13 protein-coding genes and 1 CRISPR repeat array are annotated in these 15,007 nt (G+C 44.4%); of the genes, 12 read left to right on the forward strand and 1 reads right to left on the reverse strand.

The genetic code is table 11. The features are described 5' to 3' along the window. The first annotated feature begins 165 nt into the window (after positions 1-165). The 3 genes from fmt (at position 166) to F452_RS0102975 (ending at position 5,794) form a co-directional block, all read left to right on the forward strand. Positions 166-1,137: a methionyl-tRNA formyltransferase gene (gene fmt, locus F452_RS0102965; RefSeq protein ID WP_018964761.1), complete on the forward strand. Its 972-nt coding sequence runs from the start codon at positions 166-168 to the stop codon at positions 1,135-1,137. A gap of 169 nt (positions 1,138-1,306) precedes the next feature. Then, the gene (locus F452_RS0102970; RefSeq protein WP_018964762.1) at positions 1,307-3,859 is read left to right on the forward strand and encodes a glycosyltransferase family protein; all 2,553 of its coding nucleotides are present in this window, start codon (positions 1,307-1,309) and stop codon (positions 3,857-3,859) included. A gap of 3 nt (positions 3,860-3,862) precedes the next feature. Next, the gene (locus F452_RS0102975; protein WP_018964763.1) at positions 3,863-5,794 is read left to right on the forward strand and encodes an LTA synthase family protein; all 1,932 of its coding nucleotides are present in this window, start codon (positions 3,863-3,865) and stop codon (positions 5,792-5,794) included. 314 nt (positions 5,795-6,108) lie between these two features. Here the strand turns inward: F452_RS0102975 and F452_RS13220 are convergent, their stop codons facing one another. Beyond that, complete coding sequence (locus F452_RS13220) at positions 6,109-6,201, reverse strand: DUF1661 domain-containing protein (RefSeq protein ID WP_394358153.1); 93 nt, start codon at positions 6,199-6,201, stop codon at positions 6,109-6,111. Between F452_RS13220 and F452_RS10670 the strand changes: the two genes are divergently transcribed. The 9 genes from F452_RS10670 (at position 6,170) to cas2 (ending at position 14,471) form a co-directional block, all read left to right on the forward strand. Next, complete coding sequence (locus tag F452_RS10670) at positions 6,170-6,388, forward strand: DUF1661 domain-containing protein (protein WP_369684653.1); 219 nt, start codon at positions 6,170-6,172, stop codon at positions 6,386-6,388. The two genes, F452_RS13220 and F452_RS10670, sit on opposite strands and share 32 nt — an antisense overlap. A 155-nt stretch (positions 6,389-6,543) precedes the next feature. Next, positions 6,544-7,107 (forward strand): CRISPR-associated endoribonuclease Cas6, encoded by a 564-nt coding sequence (gene cas6, locus F452_RS0102985; RefSeq protein ID WP_235314619.1) that lies wholly within the window; start codon positions 6,544-6,546, stop codon positions 7,105-7,107. Positions 7,108-7,115: 8 nt separating this feature from the next. Beyond that, positions 7,116-7,817 carry a type I-PGING CRISPR-associated protein Cas5p gene (gene cas5p, locus F452_RS0102990; protein ID WP_235317543.1) on the forward strand — a complete coding sequence of 234 codons (702 nt, stop codon included), beginning with the start codon at positions 7,116-7,118 and terminating at the stop codon, positions 7,815-7,817. Further along, entirely contained in the window at positions 7,814-9,346 is a 1,533-nt protein-coding gene (gene cas8c, locus F452_RS0102995; RefSeq protein WP_018964767.1) for a type I-PGING CRISPR-associated protein Cas8c/Csp2, read from the forward strand. Before cas5p ends, cas8c begins: the two co-directional genes overlap by 4 nt. A gap of 10 nt (positions 9,347-9,356) precedes the next feature. Continuing rightward, entirely contained in the window at positions 9,357-10,370 is a 1,014-nt protein-coding gene (gene cas7p, locus F452_RS0103000) for a type I-PGING CRISPR-associated protein Cas7/Csp1 (RefSeq protein ID WP_018964768.1), read from the forward strand. Further along, positions 10,360-12,663, forward strand: coding sequence for a CRISPR-associated helicase/endonuclease Cas3 (locus tag F452_RS0103005; RefSeq protein ID WP_018964769.1), 2,304 nt, complete (start codon positions 10,360-10,362; stop codon positions 12,661-12,663). Before cas7p ends, F452_RS0103005 begins: the two co-directional genes overlap by 11 nt. A gap of 19 nt (positions 12,664-12,682) precedes the next feature. Continuing rightward, a complete protein-coding gene (gene cas4 / locus F452_RS0103010; protein ID WP_018964770.1) occupies positions 12,683-13,195 on the forward strand; it encodes a CRISPR-associated protein Cas4 in 513 nt (170 codons plus the stop codon). Continuing rightward, positions 13,192-14,208, forward strand: coding sequence for a type I-B CRISPR-associated endonuclease Cas1b (gene cas1b, locus F452_RS0103015; RefSeq protein ID WP_018964771.1), 1,017 nt, complete (start codon positions 13,192-13,194; stop codon positions 14,206-14,208). Before cas4 ends, cas1b begins: the two co-directional genes overlap by 4 nt. Continuing rightward, positions 14,208-14,471 (forward strand): CRISPR-associated endonuclease Cas2, encoded by a 264-nt coding sequence (cas2, locus tag F452_RS0103020; protein WP_018964772.1) that lies wholly within the window; start codon positions 14,208-14,210, stop codon positions 14,469-14,471. Before cas1b ends, cas2 begins: the two co-directional genes overlap by 1 nt. A 245-nt stretch (positions 14,472-14,716) precedes the next feature. Further along, positions 14,717-15,007: a CRISPR direct-repeat array (repeat unit 30 nt; unit sequence ATTTCAATTGCACCATACAGGAATTAAAAC).

Consider the following 15,007-nt stretch of genomic DNA (forward strand, 5'->3'; position numbering starts at 1 on the left):
GGAAATAAGAAAGGTTGTTATGTCTATTTGATTACCCGTATTATGAGACTTTTTCAAAATGAGAGAGGATGAAGAGTTTGGCTTTGTACGATTTGCTTGGGGCATAGGGATTAAATTAGTACTATTGCAAGAAGGGCGGTACATTAAAGTAGCCCGGCCGATCAGATGAAGAAAGAAGAATTACGATTGATTTTTATGGGAACGGCCGATTTTGCTGTTCCGCCGCTGCGAGCATTGGTCGAGAATGGATACCAAGTCAAAGCTGTGGTTACTATGCCGGACAAGCCTATGGGCCGAGGGCACAAGGTGAGTCCCAGTGCGGTCAAAATCTGTGCACAGGAATTAGGTTTGCCTATTCTCCAGCCGGTCAATCTGAACGAAGAGACTTTTCTCGATGAACTACGGACTTATCAGCCGCACTTGCAAATCGTAGTGGCTTTCCGTATGCTTCCTCGCTCCGTATGGCAAATGCCATCCATGGGAACAATCAATCTGCACGGCTCCCTCCTTCCCCAATATCGCGGAGCGGCTCCCATTAATTATGCTATACGCCACGGAGAGACCGAAACGGGGGTGACCACTTTTCGGCTCCGGCACGAAATTGATACGGGTGAAGTGCTTCTACAAGAGAAACTCTCGATTGGAGATGAAGAAACTTTCGGCGAATTATACGAGCGCATGGCTACTCTCGGAGCCTCCGTATTGGTACGCACAGTGAGTTTGTTCCTTGATGGGGAACCCATCTCTACGCCGCAAGAACAGCTTCCGGGCTATGCCGATGCTCGACCGGCTCCGAAGATTTTCAAGGACGACTGTCGTATCGACTGGAATAAACCGGCTGAGGAGGTACACAATTTCATCCGTAGCATATCGCCTGTTCCTACGGCTTGGACCAAGCTCCACAGGCCGGGGATGGAATCCATCGTTCTGAAAATCTACCGCACCCGAGTTATCGAACGCGAACCTCGCCACAGAGGCCGATTCGGCACCATCATATGGGATAAGAAAAACCTCGATGTGATGACGCGCAAAGGGGTGGTACGCATACTCTCTCTCCAAATGCCCGGCAAAAAGCAAATGGATGCAGCCTCTTTCCTCAATGGCTTCGCCTTGTCCTCAGATATGTATATAGAATAGAAAGACGAGCCCGGCTCGAAGGGTTGGTTTCTTCATATTTTTCACCTCTTGCACACAATGTCGATGTGCAAGAGGATACTTCTCTGCGCAATACTCAGAGCTGTAATTGATTGTAGGCTGAGCCAATCATATGGTTTTTTAACTTTGTAACCGAAAAACAAACGACATCATGAAACAAAACGAAAAGCCTACAGCCGGTGCTGAGACAGCCGGGACTGCATCCACGACAAAGGGGAGAAAGCCTGATTGGCGCAAAATCCTGCCTTATGCTGCGGTCATACTCCTTTTCATAGCCCTCGCTTTGGCCTATTTCTATCCGGCCACATTCGACGGGCGTGTACTGTTCCAGGGCGACGTGGCCGGAGCCAGTGGTACGGCTCAGGATGTGCGCGATTGGGAGACGCAGACAGGAGAACGCTCCTATTGGACCAACAGTCTCTTCGGAGGGATGCCCATGTATCAGATTTCGCCAAGCTATCCCTCTACCCATACGCTCCAAACCATACAGGATGTTCTGACCCTGCGCAAGCCTTTCTATCTATTGGGCACCTATGCCTGGATGCTTTTTGCCATGATGGGAGGATTCTTCCTTTTTCTTAGATCGCTCCGTATCAGGATATTGCCGGCACTCATAGGCTCCATCGCATGGGCCTTTTCTTCCTATTTCCTGATTCTGATTATGGCCGGACATATATGGAAGCTGACAGCCCTGTGTTTCATCCCTCCCACACTTGCCGGTATGATCTGGATTTACAATAGGAAGTGGTTGGCAGGGGGTAGCGTGATGGCTTTTTTCACAGCCCTGCAAGTCCTGGCCAATCATGTGCAGATGAGCTATTACTTCCTGTTCGTCATGTTTTTCTTGGTGTTGGCATTTCTGGCAGAAGCAATTCGAACAAAACGAATCCGACACTTCCTCCTTTCCTCGGCAGTGGTCGTCATTGCAGGATTGGTGGGTGTAGCTGTGAATAGCACCAACCTTTTCCACACCTACCAATACGGCAAAGAGACCATGCGTGGAGGTAGCGAACTGACACTCAAGCAGAGTGGAGCACCTACGGATCAAGCGACGCATGAGAATAAAAGCGGGCTGGACAAGGCCTATATCACGCAGTGGAGCTACGGTATAGGCGAGACATGGTCGCTTCTCATTCCTGATGTCAAGGGGGGAGCCTCAGGCTATTTGGGTTATGACGAGAAGGCCATGAACACTGTGAATCCGGCCTATGCTCAGTCGATAGGACGGATGAATCGCTATTGGGGTGACCAGCCTTTCACGGCAGGGCCTGTATACGTAGGAGCTTTCGTTCTCTTTCTCTTTGTCCTGGGTTGTTTTATCGTCAAAGGGCCTGTCAAGTGGGCTTTGCTGGCTGCCACCATCCTGTCTATTCTACTCTCTTGGGGGCACAATATGATGTGGCTGACGAGCTTCTTCATCGACCATTTTCCTCTGTACGATAAGTTTCGCACGGTATCGTCCATCCTTGTCATTGCCGAATTTACGATTCCGGCTTTGGCCGTTATGGCTTTGGTGGAGATAATCAAAGAGGGAAAGCCTCTCCTTAAGCGCGAGCGTACTGCTTGGATTGCAGCTACACTTCTGACCCTTGGGACATCTCTTCTTTTTGCCCTTGTGCCCTCCCTGCTCGGTTTGCTGAGCGGACAGGAGGAAGCTATGTTCCGAGAGGCTGCAGGTCATCCTGAAGCAGCAGCTATCAAGACTGCCCTCGTGGATATTCGCTCCGGCATATTATCGGCCGATGCATGGCGTAGCTTCGGCATATTGGCTGTATGCGGTATCCTGCTGTGGCTCTTCTTCCAAAAGAAACTCAAGGCAACTGCACTACTGGTATCTTTTGCCGTGATCACGCTTGTCGATCTATGGACGGTGGACAAACGCTACCTGAACGACGAGCATTTTATCGATCCCGAACTCGTCAGCCAACGTGCTGCACCTCTGACAGAGGCAGACAAGCAAATCCTTGCAGACAAGTCGCTCGGGCACCGCGTTCTGAATCTTACCGTGGACACCTACAGTGATGCCACCACGAGCCGCTGGCACCGGAGCATAGGTGGGTACCACGCTGCCAAACTCCAGCGCTATCAGGATTTGATCGAACACCAGCTGAGCAAAGGCAATCAAGAAGTAATCAATATGCTCAACACCAAGTATATCATCGCCCCCGGAGAAAACAACCGGCCTACTCCCATGTTGAATCCGGACGCTTACGGTCCGGCATGGCCGGCCGGCAGTATCCGCTGGGTAGGAAATGCCAATGAGGAGATGATGGCTTTGGACAGCAATCGACTGACGCGTGACGTGGCTGTGGTGGACGAGCGATTCTCTTCCGAATCACTCAAAAGGCTACCGACTCTGACCGACAGCACTGCCTCTATAAGTCTGAAAGAGTACGCCCCGAACAGACAGGTGTACGAAGCTGTGAGCACACAACCCATGCTGGGCGTATTTTCCGAAATATACTATCCTCATGGCTGGACAGCGACTATCGATGGCCAAGCTGCTCCGATCATTCGTGCCAACTACGTACTACGTGCTCTGGAGGTGCCTGCCGGTCGTCATAAAATAGAATTTCGTTTCGACCCGAAGAGCCTGCACATCACAGAAGCTATAGCCAAGACAGCCTTGGCACTGCTCCTGCTGGGGATTGTGTGTGCGATGGCACGCCCCTTCTTCTTGCGCGGAAAGCGTCCGACAGCCTGACATATGAAGACGTTGCTCGATCGAGGAGAGCTTTTATTTCCGAAAAGAAGAGGTTTCTGCTACGTAATAGGAGTATTTGTCCTATTTCTGCTCTATTTCCTCTTTCAGAAAGTCGTATTTCTGCTCGTCTACTCCGGTCAGCTTGCCGGAATAGGCACTTCCGGCGGAGATATTGCGGCCATTTTCCTACACGGGCTTAGGCATGATACAGCCGTAGCAGCTTACCTGACAGTACTCCCCCTATTGTTCGCCGGCATTAATACCATTGCCGGCCGGGGAGAAAAGAAAATCGGGCGAATACTGAGACAAATCCTTAAGCATTATTACACACTCATAAGCTTTTTTGTCGGACTGATCTATACCGTGGATCTGGTACTTTTCGGGTATTGGGGTTTCCGACTTGATGCCACTCCCCTTTTCTACCTCCGCCAGCCACAGGAAGCCATGGCCAGTGCCACAGCACCACAACTCTTGATCGGTCTCTTGGTCACGGTTGTATTCGTTTGCATACCGGCTTTCGTTCTACATCGATTTCATCGCAGGTACTTTCCGACAAAAGTACCTGCACAACTGCATATCGCCGGCATATGGAAACCGATTCTGGGTGGAGGTTTCCTATTCCTCCTGATCAGAGGAGGAGTGGGAGTGGCTACGCTCAATGTCGGATCCGTCTTCCACAGTCCCAAGCAGCTACACAATCAGGCTGCCGTCAATCCTGTTTTCAGTTTTCTATATGCCTGCATGCATAGCGAAGAAGACTATTCGAACTATCAATTCTTGTCAGAAGAAGACTGTAACAAAGCCCTCGAGCAACTTCGTCTATACGGCTGTTCGGACGGAAGCGAAGTAAGAGAATCGGCCTCTGACAGCACAGAGAGGATACTGAGTACAGACAGGCCGAACATCGTACTGATCCTGCTGGAAAGCTTCTCGGCTAATGCCGTGGGATGCCTCGGTGGTAGCCCGGGGCATACACCCTGCATCGATTCGCTGGCACAGAATGGGATCCTCTTTAGCCGAACCTTCGCAAGCAGCTTTCGAACGGACAGAGGCACAGTGGCCACACTCAGCGGCTACCCTTCGCAGCCGAATTCGTCCATCATCAAATACCCCAATAAGGTGCGCAACCTGCCGGGCATAGCTGCTTCATTGCGTGCCGCCGGCTATAGCACCCACCATCTGTACGGAGGAGATGCTGACTTTACAAATGTCCGTAGCTACCTATATGCCACAGGATATGACGAGGTAACCGACGTCAGCAGCTTCCCGATCAAAACGAGGTTGAGCAAATGGGGTACGCCGGATCATATCAGCTTTCCACGCCTATTGGATGATTGTCGGCGATTGGAGAAAGAAAAAAAACCTTACTTCTACAGCTTCCTCACACTTTCCAGCCATGAGCCGTTCGATGTCCCTTCTCTGCATCATCCGGATCCGTATCTCAATAGCGTCTTCTATACGGACAGCTGTTTTGGCGACTATGTCCGCAGCATGCAGCAGTCTCCTGAATGGAAAAATACACTCATCATAGCCGTTTCCGATCATGGCTACCCCTATCCTGCCGACCAAGCTATGCCCGACCAGCCCGGCCGATATGGGATCGTGATGTTGTGGACAGGAGGAGCCATCTTGCGACCGATACGCTTCGAAGAAGTAGTATCGCAGTCCGATCTGCCTGCTACGCTGCTGGCCCAATTAGGGCTTGCTCATGATGAATTCGTATTCTCCAAAGATGTTTTTCGGAGCAGTAGTCCCCATTTCGCTTATTTCTCTTTCCCCGGTTTAGTCGGCTTGGCCACTTCCCAAGGAACTACTATCTACGATTTTGCCGGCGACAAGATTGTCTATGGACACGAAGCCCCTCTTGCCGAGCAACGCACCATAGCGGCCAAAGTGATGCTGCAATCGGTGATGAAGGATATGCTATCGCGTTAATAACCATCCCTTTCCATCGTAATCAGATACGAGTTTCACCTCAGGGTATCCGGCTTGGGATAAGCCTCTTATACATGATCGGCTCTATTCGGGGCTCTGCTGACATGATCTCAAGACCGAAGCAACTCCAATCATAGCAGCTTGTGATCCAACCGGCTCGAATCGCCCTCTTATCGAACACTCCGAAAGAGGATATTATCCCCTCTCTATTCTCAAGATGAAATACCTGAAAGACAGACTTGCAACGGCTGTCTTGATCTCCCGCTAAAGGTTCGTACAAAACGATAGGACACACCTCGTTATATCCGGTTCATTCACGAACTCATTTTTTTCGTGTTTACGCCCAAAAAAATGTGGTTCGAGAAAATTTTCGCTGTGGCGCGAGATTTTTTCACTTCCCGCGCCACAGCGAAAAAAATCTCGCGCCGCTTTTCCGGAAAACACGCGCCACAATCGGAGCGTTTTCGGTTCGTATTCTATACCCCTGCCCTCGCCCCCTCTCTCTTTTTCAGTGTGGTTTTCTCAAAATTGCCCGTAGCTATGGATCCTATATATCCGATTTCCTCGCAAATAAGCATAAAAAATATGTGTTGATTACAGCTTTTATAGTAACTTTAGGCCATTAAATGTATTATAACCTATAACCCATGCGAATAGAACTAACTATCCAGGCAGACGATTCTTTAGTCTCTTTTTCTCACCAACATTTGCTCGTCGGCACTCTTCAAAAATGGCTCGGAGAAAACGATATGCACGGCAAAAGCATCTCCTACTCATTTTCCCGTCTCAATGGGGGCAAACTCGTGTCAGAACTCAACAGTATTCTCTTTACCGATTGGGCCAATATGTTTGTCAGTGCTCATGATCCGGAGCTTATCAGACGCATGCTGACAGGGATCCGTCGAGATCCCGCAATGTTCAAAAGCCTCTGCGTCCGGGAAGTGACCGTTATCGAAGATCCCGACATGACCGATCGCGAAATTTTCTTTCCTGCCAGCCCTATCCTGCTGAAGCGTTGGCGCAAGGACAATGGGTTCGACCATATAGTCTATACGGACGAAGCAGCCAATGCCCTACTGACAGAAAATCTTCGCAAAAAACTTCAGGCGGTAGGAGTCGATGACCCTACTGCCACGGCATCCTTTGTCCCGGATCAGGGGAAAGCCAAGGTGATGCTTATCGATTACCGGGGAGTGAAAAACAAAGCCAGTTGGTGTCCCATCCGCATAATAGGGAATGCCGAGACCAAGCTGTTCGCATGGAATGCAGGCATCGGCAACTCGACCGGCATCGGCTTCGGTGCCATAAAATGAAATATAATATGAAAAATATAGATCTATCCATACTGGGGAAAGACCCGGATTTATCTGCATTGATAGCACTCCACATTGAGCCTCACTCTCCAATTTCTATGGTAAGTGAACTTCCCGGATCATACTACAAAGCACTTTTGTACCCTGACAAGCATATTCTTTGCGGTTTGTTCGAGAATATTTTGGGATGGCATCTTAGTCGTAAAGATCGAGAAGTAATAACAAAAGAGATAATGAGTATAAGAAAAAAAGAATGCATCTCCCCCACTATTCGCTCGACCTTCATACCATTATTATCCGATTTCTTCGAGTTAGATAGTGTTCGTATTGTTTCCACCGATAGCCCGTTTTTTTATAACGATTTATGGAAACGTGCTTTTAGGAGGCAAGATTCGGGGAAAGTTCATTCCGGAGGCACTCAAAACATTGACTATACGCTAGTCGTAGAAAAATATAGGTTTATGTGTGAAAAAGAGAGGTCTCCGCAAGAAAAAGAAAAATTTCTGAAAGACAATATAGATAGAATATCTTTCTTCTATACCACTCCTACAAATAGGGAATATCTTTTTTTTGAAGGAAGCTATGAATGTGTGATTAAAATGGATCCTCAACTGGTTGATTTGTTGTCAAAAACCCTCTCTTCACAAAACATAGGGTATTTGGGCAACAGCGAAGGTTGGGTTACACTTTACCTTGTAGAAAACTCATGAATACAAAGCATTTTTATATCCGATACGGATGCGCAATAACCCTGTATGACAATGAATTGTCGGAGAGGGAAAAGATAACTCCAAAAAAATTGAGATTCAGTATTCAAAAAGGGCTTTCTGCTTTTAGGGTTGAACCTCAACAATCTAACTTTTCAGAATCAAAGATCCGTTTCTCTTTTGTCAAAAGAAAAGATGAAAACAAAAAGAAGGGAGTATTTCTATCTCCACATATTATAACAAAAGATGAACAACAAGCCTCAAATGTTTGGGCGAAAACGTCTGAATTTCTTGAAATAGATTATTTAGGGAAGGACAATGAACGGGAACACTTACTTAGAATAGACAAAAAGAACGGTAAAGTGAGTAAGTCTAATATCCCAATTGCAGGAGAATACCTGACTTTTGGCGAAAATGATATTATCGGACGAGGCTCTGCAAGAATATCTGTGGAAGAACAAGCATATGGAATGATTACTACACTAACGCCCTTAAAACCTGCGTTGCAAGTAGGGAAAAATAATTTTTGCATTATCCCTGATATTCCACTCAACCAAATGGTCGATTTCATAGCTCTCCTTGACAAAATGCAAATGACTCACTTGTCTGGAGAGGCAATGTTAGGAAGCATAGATAATAAAGGGGTTTTTCAATGCCCGAAAATCTTTAGAGGAAATTTTCCTAATTCACCACAAAGCGACAGAATGGGAGCAATTGCTTTGTTAGGGGCTATAGGAGAATTTGCCAAGCTTGCAGAATTTTCAACTCTTGCTCAAAAGGTACTAGATTCATTGAAAGGAGCAACCTTGTATCTGATTACATACGGCGATGCAATGCCATTTACTTTTCATCATTATATAATAGATCTAGCCAAAGAAGGGAAACTACACTCTATAGTGGATAGCTTATTTCATAGTCGGCTATATAAAAAAGGAAAAAGGGATAATCAAAAGAATAATAAAGAAGATCCCGATTATGCCCCATTTGACTTTTTCGCTAATCGTTTTTTGCAATCATTCAATAAGGCTGCTTTCGATGACTTTTTTAGATTCAGAGTAGAATACCCAAATCAAATCAAAATATTATTTCAAATGTTTTTTACCAAAATGGAGAAATTAAAACCTGACGTTATTGCATCTGCCCAAGCATTGGGTAGTTGGCTCAACCAAGTTGCATATTTCGCTGCAAAAGAAGAAGCCGATTCAAGAATCTCTCCAGGAAATATCTTTGAAGAAAAGGCTAAATTTTTAGTAATGATGGAGAGCAGTATTTTTGCGGCAAAGCGAGGGGACGCACTCATTGCTCAAATCCTTATCTTGGCAGGAAGACTATCAAAGAATGAAGCTCCTAAAGAGGCATTGCTTTTCATGGAGAAGACCATTACGGGAGAAATAGATTTATCTGTAGCAAAGAATCTTCTAATTGCATATATGCGTATTCGCAGAGAGGAGAAACAACGAGATTTGAACAGCGTTAAAAGCGATGACACAATACCATCTGATATAAACATTGATGACTTAACAAACACATAATACTTCATATATGGAAACAAAAAAAATTGCAGGAATTTTAGTAACAATGGTTGCTCCTTTTGAAAATCACATGGCAAATGGCGGTGAAAAACTTTTCGGAAATGCGAGCTCAATTAAGCGCAGGCCGGATGGGCGTGTGTATGTATCGGGACAAATGCAAAGACACGTATTGTTCTCGGCCATTGATAGACTGAATCATTTGGATAAAGCAAAGGGGACAACATTTGTATCTAATGGAGATGGCATTACAAATAAGATTGAAGTTGATTTGCGTGCTGATCTTGGTGGGTTTATGCATACGAAAAAGAAAGATTATTCTGATAGGAGAATCGCCCCTCTGTCTGTCACACCTGCCACGGCTCTTGATACAAGTTCTGTAGGAAGAGACCTCTTGGTGAGAATTCGTCTTGCAAAAAACTCTGATACTAAACAAGCATTAGCAACAAGAGAATACAGCGAACAGGATAAGATGAATATGAACTTCTTCCTTGACATAACATCTGTTGGTGTCAGCAAATCTTTTGTTTATAATGGTGGATTAAATTTAGGAACAAAGTACTTCAAACATATCACTGACGACGAGAAAAAGAGGAGGGTGAAGCTATTCTTAGAGGCAACTCGAATAATGAATGACTACGCCAACCAAGCTCGTAATGCAGTTTGTGGTGAGCCAGAAAAAGTATTGATCGTTTTTGATGATAGACTGAGCAGGAAAGCCTGTCGGTACTATACTGCAGGTGAAAAGGAGCAGGCAAACATTATCAAAGAACTTGATGAGTGTCAAGTAAAATACTTTATAGGCGATGATACTTCAGATTATAGCGTAGCCGATGCTTATCGTGACGCGATGAATTACCTTGATAGGGCAACACTTGTCGATTTAGCAGAGGGCGAAGAGATAATAACTTTTGCAGAAGCCTTCGAGTGCAAGGAAAAAGAACCTCAAGGGAAAAAGTCTAAAAAAGGAAAAGACAAGGCCACTTCTGCTCAGAATCTCTTTGCAGAACAACAAGATGATCAATAAAGAATCGCCGATTTTAGCAAAGCCCTCCGGGATTACGTTGGACGTTCATGCCGAAAACGTAATTCAAGAGGGGGCATTGCTACTAAAAGGTCTTGGTTGCACAAAAGAAAAATACTTCCAAACCACTGCCAAACAGATTGTGCAGCGAGTGGAGTTAGCTTGTAAATACCATGACCTAGGAAAAAGAAATAAGATATGGCAAGATGCTTGTAAAAAAGACTATAAGGCATATCTTATTTGGAAGAAAATTCATCCAAATCGATCTTTCGAAGATTACACTATCGAATGTAGAGAAGAGGCCGGGAAATTTTTACGACAAACACATGTTCGACATGAATTTTATTCAATAAAAGGGCTTCTCAATAACAACCCTCCACCCTGGCTGAAGATTGCGATCGCTGCACATCATCGTAAGCTAAGCATGAAGCATGAAGAACGATGGCTAAGCAGTGATGAAGACATTTGCTCTGTATGGAAGGATATCAGAAGATTGTCAAATTGCTTCTTTGATGATCGGAATAGCGTTCTGTCCGACATTGTAATCAAGCAATATGAATTTGCAGGACCACGAAGCTTGCTTCAATTAGCTGATCATAGAGCAAGTGCAAAAGAAGAGTCTAAAGACGTCCCCGATCCGGTTGCTTTTTCCTATACCTTTCCTAAAGAGTGGGAAAAAAGACCTGTTCAAAAGCTGGTAGAAAAGCATTGGAGAGACGAACTTCTTTTAGTACGAGCACCCACTGGTGCCGGAAAAACGGATGCAGCACTCTTGTGGGCTTCTCTTCAAATCAAACACAGAAAAGCAGACCGCCTGATTATTGCTATGCCTACTCGTTTTACATCAAATGCACTGGCTCTAAACGTATCTTCGACCCTTTCTTCTACAGGCCTGTATCATTCCAGTGCATGGACACAGAATTTCAGTAGCAAAATAGACAACGGGGAAATAGCTTTAGAGCAGGCAAGATACTATCATAATCAAGCTCGCTTACTACAGACCCCTATAACGGTATGCACCATAGATCATCTCCTCTCTTCATTGACTCTTTGTGATGAAGAACATCAGACCATTACTTTTGCACTGGCAAATGCATGTCTCGTTATTGATGAGGCGGATTTCTATGATCAATTTACACAAGCTAATATATTAGTATTACTAGAGGTTCTAAAATATTGGAAAGTACCAATATTGCTGATGAGTGCCTCATTACCGGACAATTTAGTACAAGAATATCGGAAGATTGGCTATTGTATTAAAGACATACTTGAAGACACATCAGACATAGAGAGAGCACGTTTTTCTTTAATAGAGAAACGTGATGTGTCAGAAATAAGCCAAATGCAAGACTTATTACAATTAAGCCTTGATAGAGGTAGTGCGATTATTTTTGCAAATACTGTCGATAGAGCACAAGAATACTATCAATGGTTTTTAGAGAATGGTCATGAAGAAGATGTAATACTTTATCATAGTAGGTATACTGAAACAGATAAAATTGAAAAGGAAGCACAATTGCTTCTTAGATTAGGAAGAAGTGCTTGGGATAATGGTCGAGCAAATGGGATTGCCATATTGACACAGATTGGAGAAATGAGTGTGAATATCAGTGCAGATATAATGATTTCTGATCTTTGTCCTATTGATCGATTGACCCAAAGATGTGGCCGTCTGTGTCGGTTTTCGAGAAAGATTGGAGACTTATATATAATCAGACCTATGCGCGAGGGAAATTTATTTCCAGCCCCTTATTATCAAAATGTCGGCCCATCACAAAAATTAGAGCCGAATGATGCATTAATCAAAACGGATGAACTATTAGAAAAAGGGATGTATTCTGCGGATAATTTAGTTCAATTGCTAAACAAAGTATACGCTAATCAGACAGTATTCTCCACAGAAGCGATCTACAATGCAGATCGCTTGAGAGAGATGTTCAAAGCGAATTGGTTGATCAATCCAATGGAACATCTTAAAGAGGAAATAGGCTCTACAAATTTTTGGCGAGCCCGAAATATAATGCCACGATGTAGAATATACATAAAAAGGCCATTACAATCATTTCGGAATTACTCGGATTTCAGAAGATGGGAAACAGATGTAGCGATAGATGTCCCTATTTATGTCATTAAAAAAGCTATGCGTATGAGGGATACCGTTTGTTCTCGAGTAAAAGTGATTATTGGCAAAGATGATTATACATTGGTAGTAATAAATGCCAAATGCTACAATAATGTTAGAGGACTGTTTTTCTCTGAATCAGTCCTCGAAGAACCTAGCTTTGAGTTCTTGTAATATATCAGGTTAATCAGCTATGAATACAATATCAGGTACGCACTTCAACTATTATCAGGTTTGTCGGAGAAAGCTATGGCTTTTCTCTGCAGGTATTACGATGGAGCATACATCTGATTTAGTGTACGAGGGGAAATTGATCCATGAGACAACGTACCAGCAACGACCGGAGCGATACCAAGAATTGGAGTTGGACGGCATCAAGATAGACTTTTATGACCCCAAAAACAGAGTGGTTCACGAGGTCAAAAAGTCCAACAAAATATCGCTCGCCCACAGGCTCCAACTTCTTTATTATCTATATGTATTAGAGCGCAACGGGGTATCGGGAGCAACGGGGATATTGGAGTATCCGACTCTGCGAAAAAAGGAGGAAGTGATTCTTTCTGACATAGATCGCGAACGGATCAGAGAGATCGAGCAGGAGATCCTACAGATTATCAGTCGCGAGGATTGTCCTCCTGCTATCGACTCGGGGATCTGCAAAAACTGTAGCTATTACGAATTCTGTTTCTCGGGAGAAGAGCAATGAAAAAGACATATTATCTATTTAACCCCGGCGAATTGTCCCGAAAAGACAATACCATCCGCTTTGTCCCGATCCAAGAGGGAGAAAACGGACAGGAACAAGCAGGACAAGCTCGCTACATTCCCGTTGAAGGAATTAGCGATTTCTATGTGTTTGGCTCTTTGAGGGCCAATAGTAGCTTATACAATTTCCTTGGAAGCAACGACATCGCAGTCCATTTTTTCGATTATTACGAAAATTACACCGGTTCTTTTATGCCTCGCGACTTCTTGCTATCAGGGAAGATGCTCCTGGCACAGGCTTCGGTGTATAAGAACAAGAAGAAACGATTGTTTCTGGCCAGAAAGTTCATTGAAGGTGCAGCCTTCAACATGCAGAAAAACTTAGCCTACTACAACAATCGGGGAAAAGATATGCAACCGATGATGGAGCTAATCGACAAGTATTCGTCACGTCTGGAGGAAACGACAACGATAGAGGCTCTTATGGGTATCGAAGGCAATATCCGGCAAGCATACTATGATGCTTTCAATCTTATTATCGATCCTTTCGAAATGGGGGCGCGGAGCAAACAGCCCCCTCAAAATGAGGTAAATGCACTCATCTCTTTCGGCAATATGATGTGCTACACCTTGTGCCTGAAGGCAATCCATCAAAGCCAACTGAATCCCACGATCAGCTTCCTGCATACGCCCGGAGAGAGGCGATACTCTCTATGCTTGGATATATCGGAAGTGTTTAAGCCCATATTGGTAGATCGCACGATTTTCAAAGTCATGAACAAGCGAATCATACAGGCCAAACACTTCGACAAGCAACTCAATAAATGTATCCTAAATCCATCGGGAAAGAAGCTTTTCGTACAAGCCTTCGAAGAAAGACTTTCTGAAACGATTCGACATCGTAAGCTCAATCGCTCCGTCAGTTTCAGGCACCTGGTCAAGCTCGAATGCTACAAAATAGCCAAAGACATACTTGGGATCGAAGAGTATCAACCCTTTAAGATGTATTGGTAATGTATATTATTTTAGTGTACGATATCGGGGAAAAGCGCGTTGGCAAAATGCTAAAACTGTGCAGAAAGTATCTGAATTGGATTCAGAACTCTGTGTTCGAGGGGGAAATATCGGAAGTCAAACTCTTAGAACTGAAGAACAGAGCTGCCAGAATCATGGAAAAAGAGGAAGATAGTCTGATCATATTTTCTTCCAGACAAGAACGTTGGTTGGAAAAAGAAATAATCGGCAAAGAGCGAGCTGCGACAGATATATTCCTATAATACAGCACGATACAGTTCCCTTCATCTATCTTTTGAAGCGTCGATTCGAACAAATTCGTCCAGCCTTTTGTCATGATTAACCCTTGGCGATCTTTGAAATGATTGATAATCAATAAAATATATCAGTCGTCACACCCCTTGGTTTTTCATAGAATCGGACATCGACAACTATAATGTCTGAATATTGGGTTTCGCTTTCTCGTAACCCTCTCACATTCAAACCGAAAAACCTATATTTGTGACGGATTTCAATTGCACCATACAGGAATTAAAACGCCTTTCTTCTATGGGAAAAAGAGTTTTAGCGATAGATTTCAATTGCACCATACAGGAATTAAAACAGGTTTTAATTATTTCAGACATTGTTTGATTGAATCATTTCAATTGCACCATACAGGAATTAAAACGACGCTGTTTGCCGGTGTGAGGTACAAATTTGTGATTTCAATTGCACCATACAGGAATTAAAACGGTGTCCTCCGCGAGAAAATAGAAAATGCCTGTTTATTTCAATTGCACCATACAGGAATTAAAAC

The organism is Porphyromonas gulae DSM 15663, from assembly GCF_000378065.1.
Lineage (GTDB): Bacteria > Bacteroidota > Bacteroidia > Bacteroidales > Porphyromonadaceae > Porphyromonas > Porphyromonas gulae.

Bases quoted from the DNA above. Each gene is read 5' to 3' on its own strand.
- fmt (WP_018964761.1), top strand. From the start codon at position 166: ATGAAGAAAGAAGAATTACGATTGATTTTTATGGGAACGGCCGATTTT.
- cas6 (WP_235314619.1), top strand. From the start codon at position 6,544: ATGCACGGCAAAAGCATCTCCTACTCATTTTCCCGTCTCAATGGGGGC.
- F452_RS0102975 (WP_018964763.1), top strand. From the start codon at position 3,863: ATGAAGACGTTGCTCGATCGAGGAGAGCTTTTATTTCCGAAAAGAAGA.
- cas7p (WP_018964768.1), top strand. From the start codon at position 9,357: ATGGAAACAAAAAAAATTGCAGGAATTTTAGTAACAATGGTTGCTCCT.
- cas8c (WP_018964767.1), top strand. From the start codon at position 7,814: ATGAATACAAAGCATTTTTATATCCGATACGGATGCGCAATAACCCTG.
- F452_RS0103005 (WP_018964769.1), top strand. From the start codon at position 10,360: ATGATCAATAAAGAATCGCCGATTTTAGCAAAGCCCTCCGGGATTACG.
- F452_RS0102970 (WP_018964762.1), top strand. From the start codon at position 1,307: ATGAAACAAAACGAAAAGCCTACAGCCGGTGCTGAGACAGCCGGGACT.
- cas4 (WP_018964770.1), top strand. From the start codon at position 12,683: ATGAATACAATATCAGGTACGCACTTCAACTATTATCAGGTTTGTCGG.
- cas2 (WP_018964772.1), top strand. From the start codon at position 14,208: ATGTATATTATTTTAGTGTACGATATCGGGGAAAAGCGCGTTGGCAAA.
- cas5p (WP_235317543.1), top strand. From the start codon at position 7,116: ATGAAAAATATAGATCTATCCATACTGGGGAAAGACCCGGATTTATCT.
- cas1b (WP_018964771.1), top strand. From the start codon at position 13,192: ATGAAAAAGACATATTATCTATTTAACCCCGGCGAATTGTCCCGAAAA.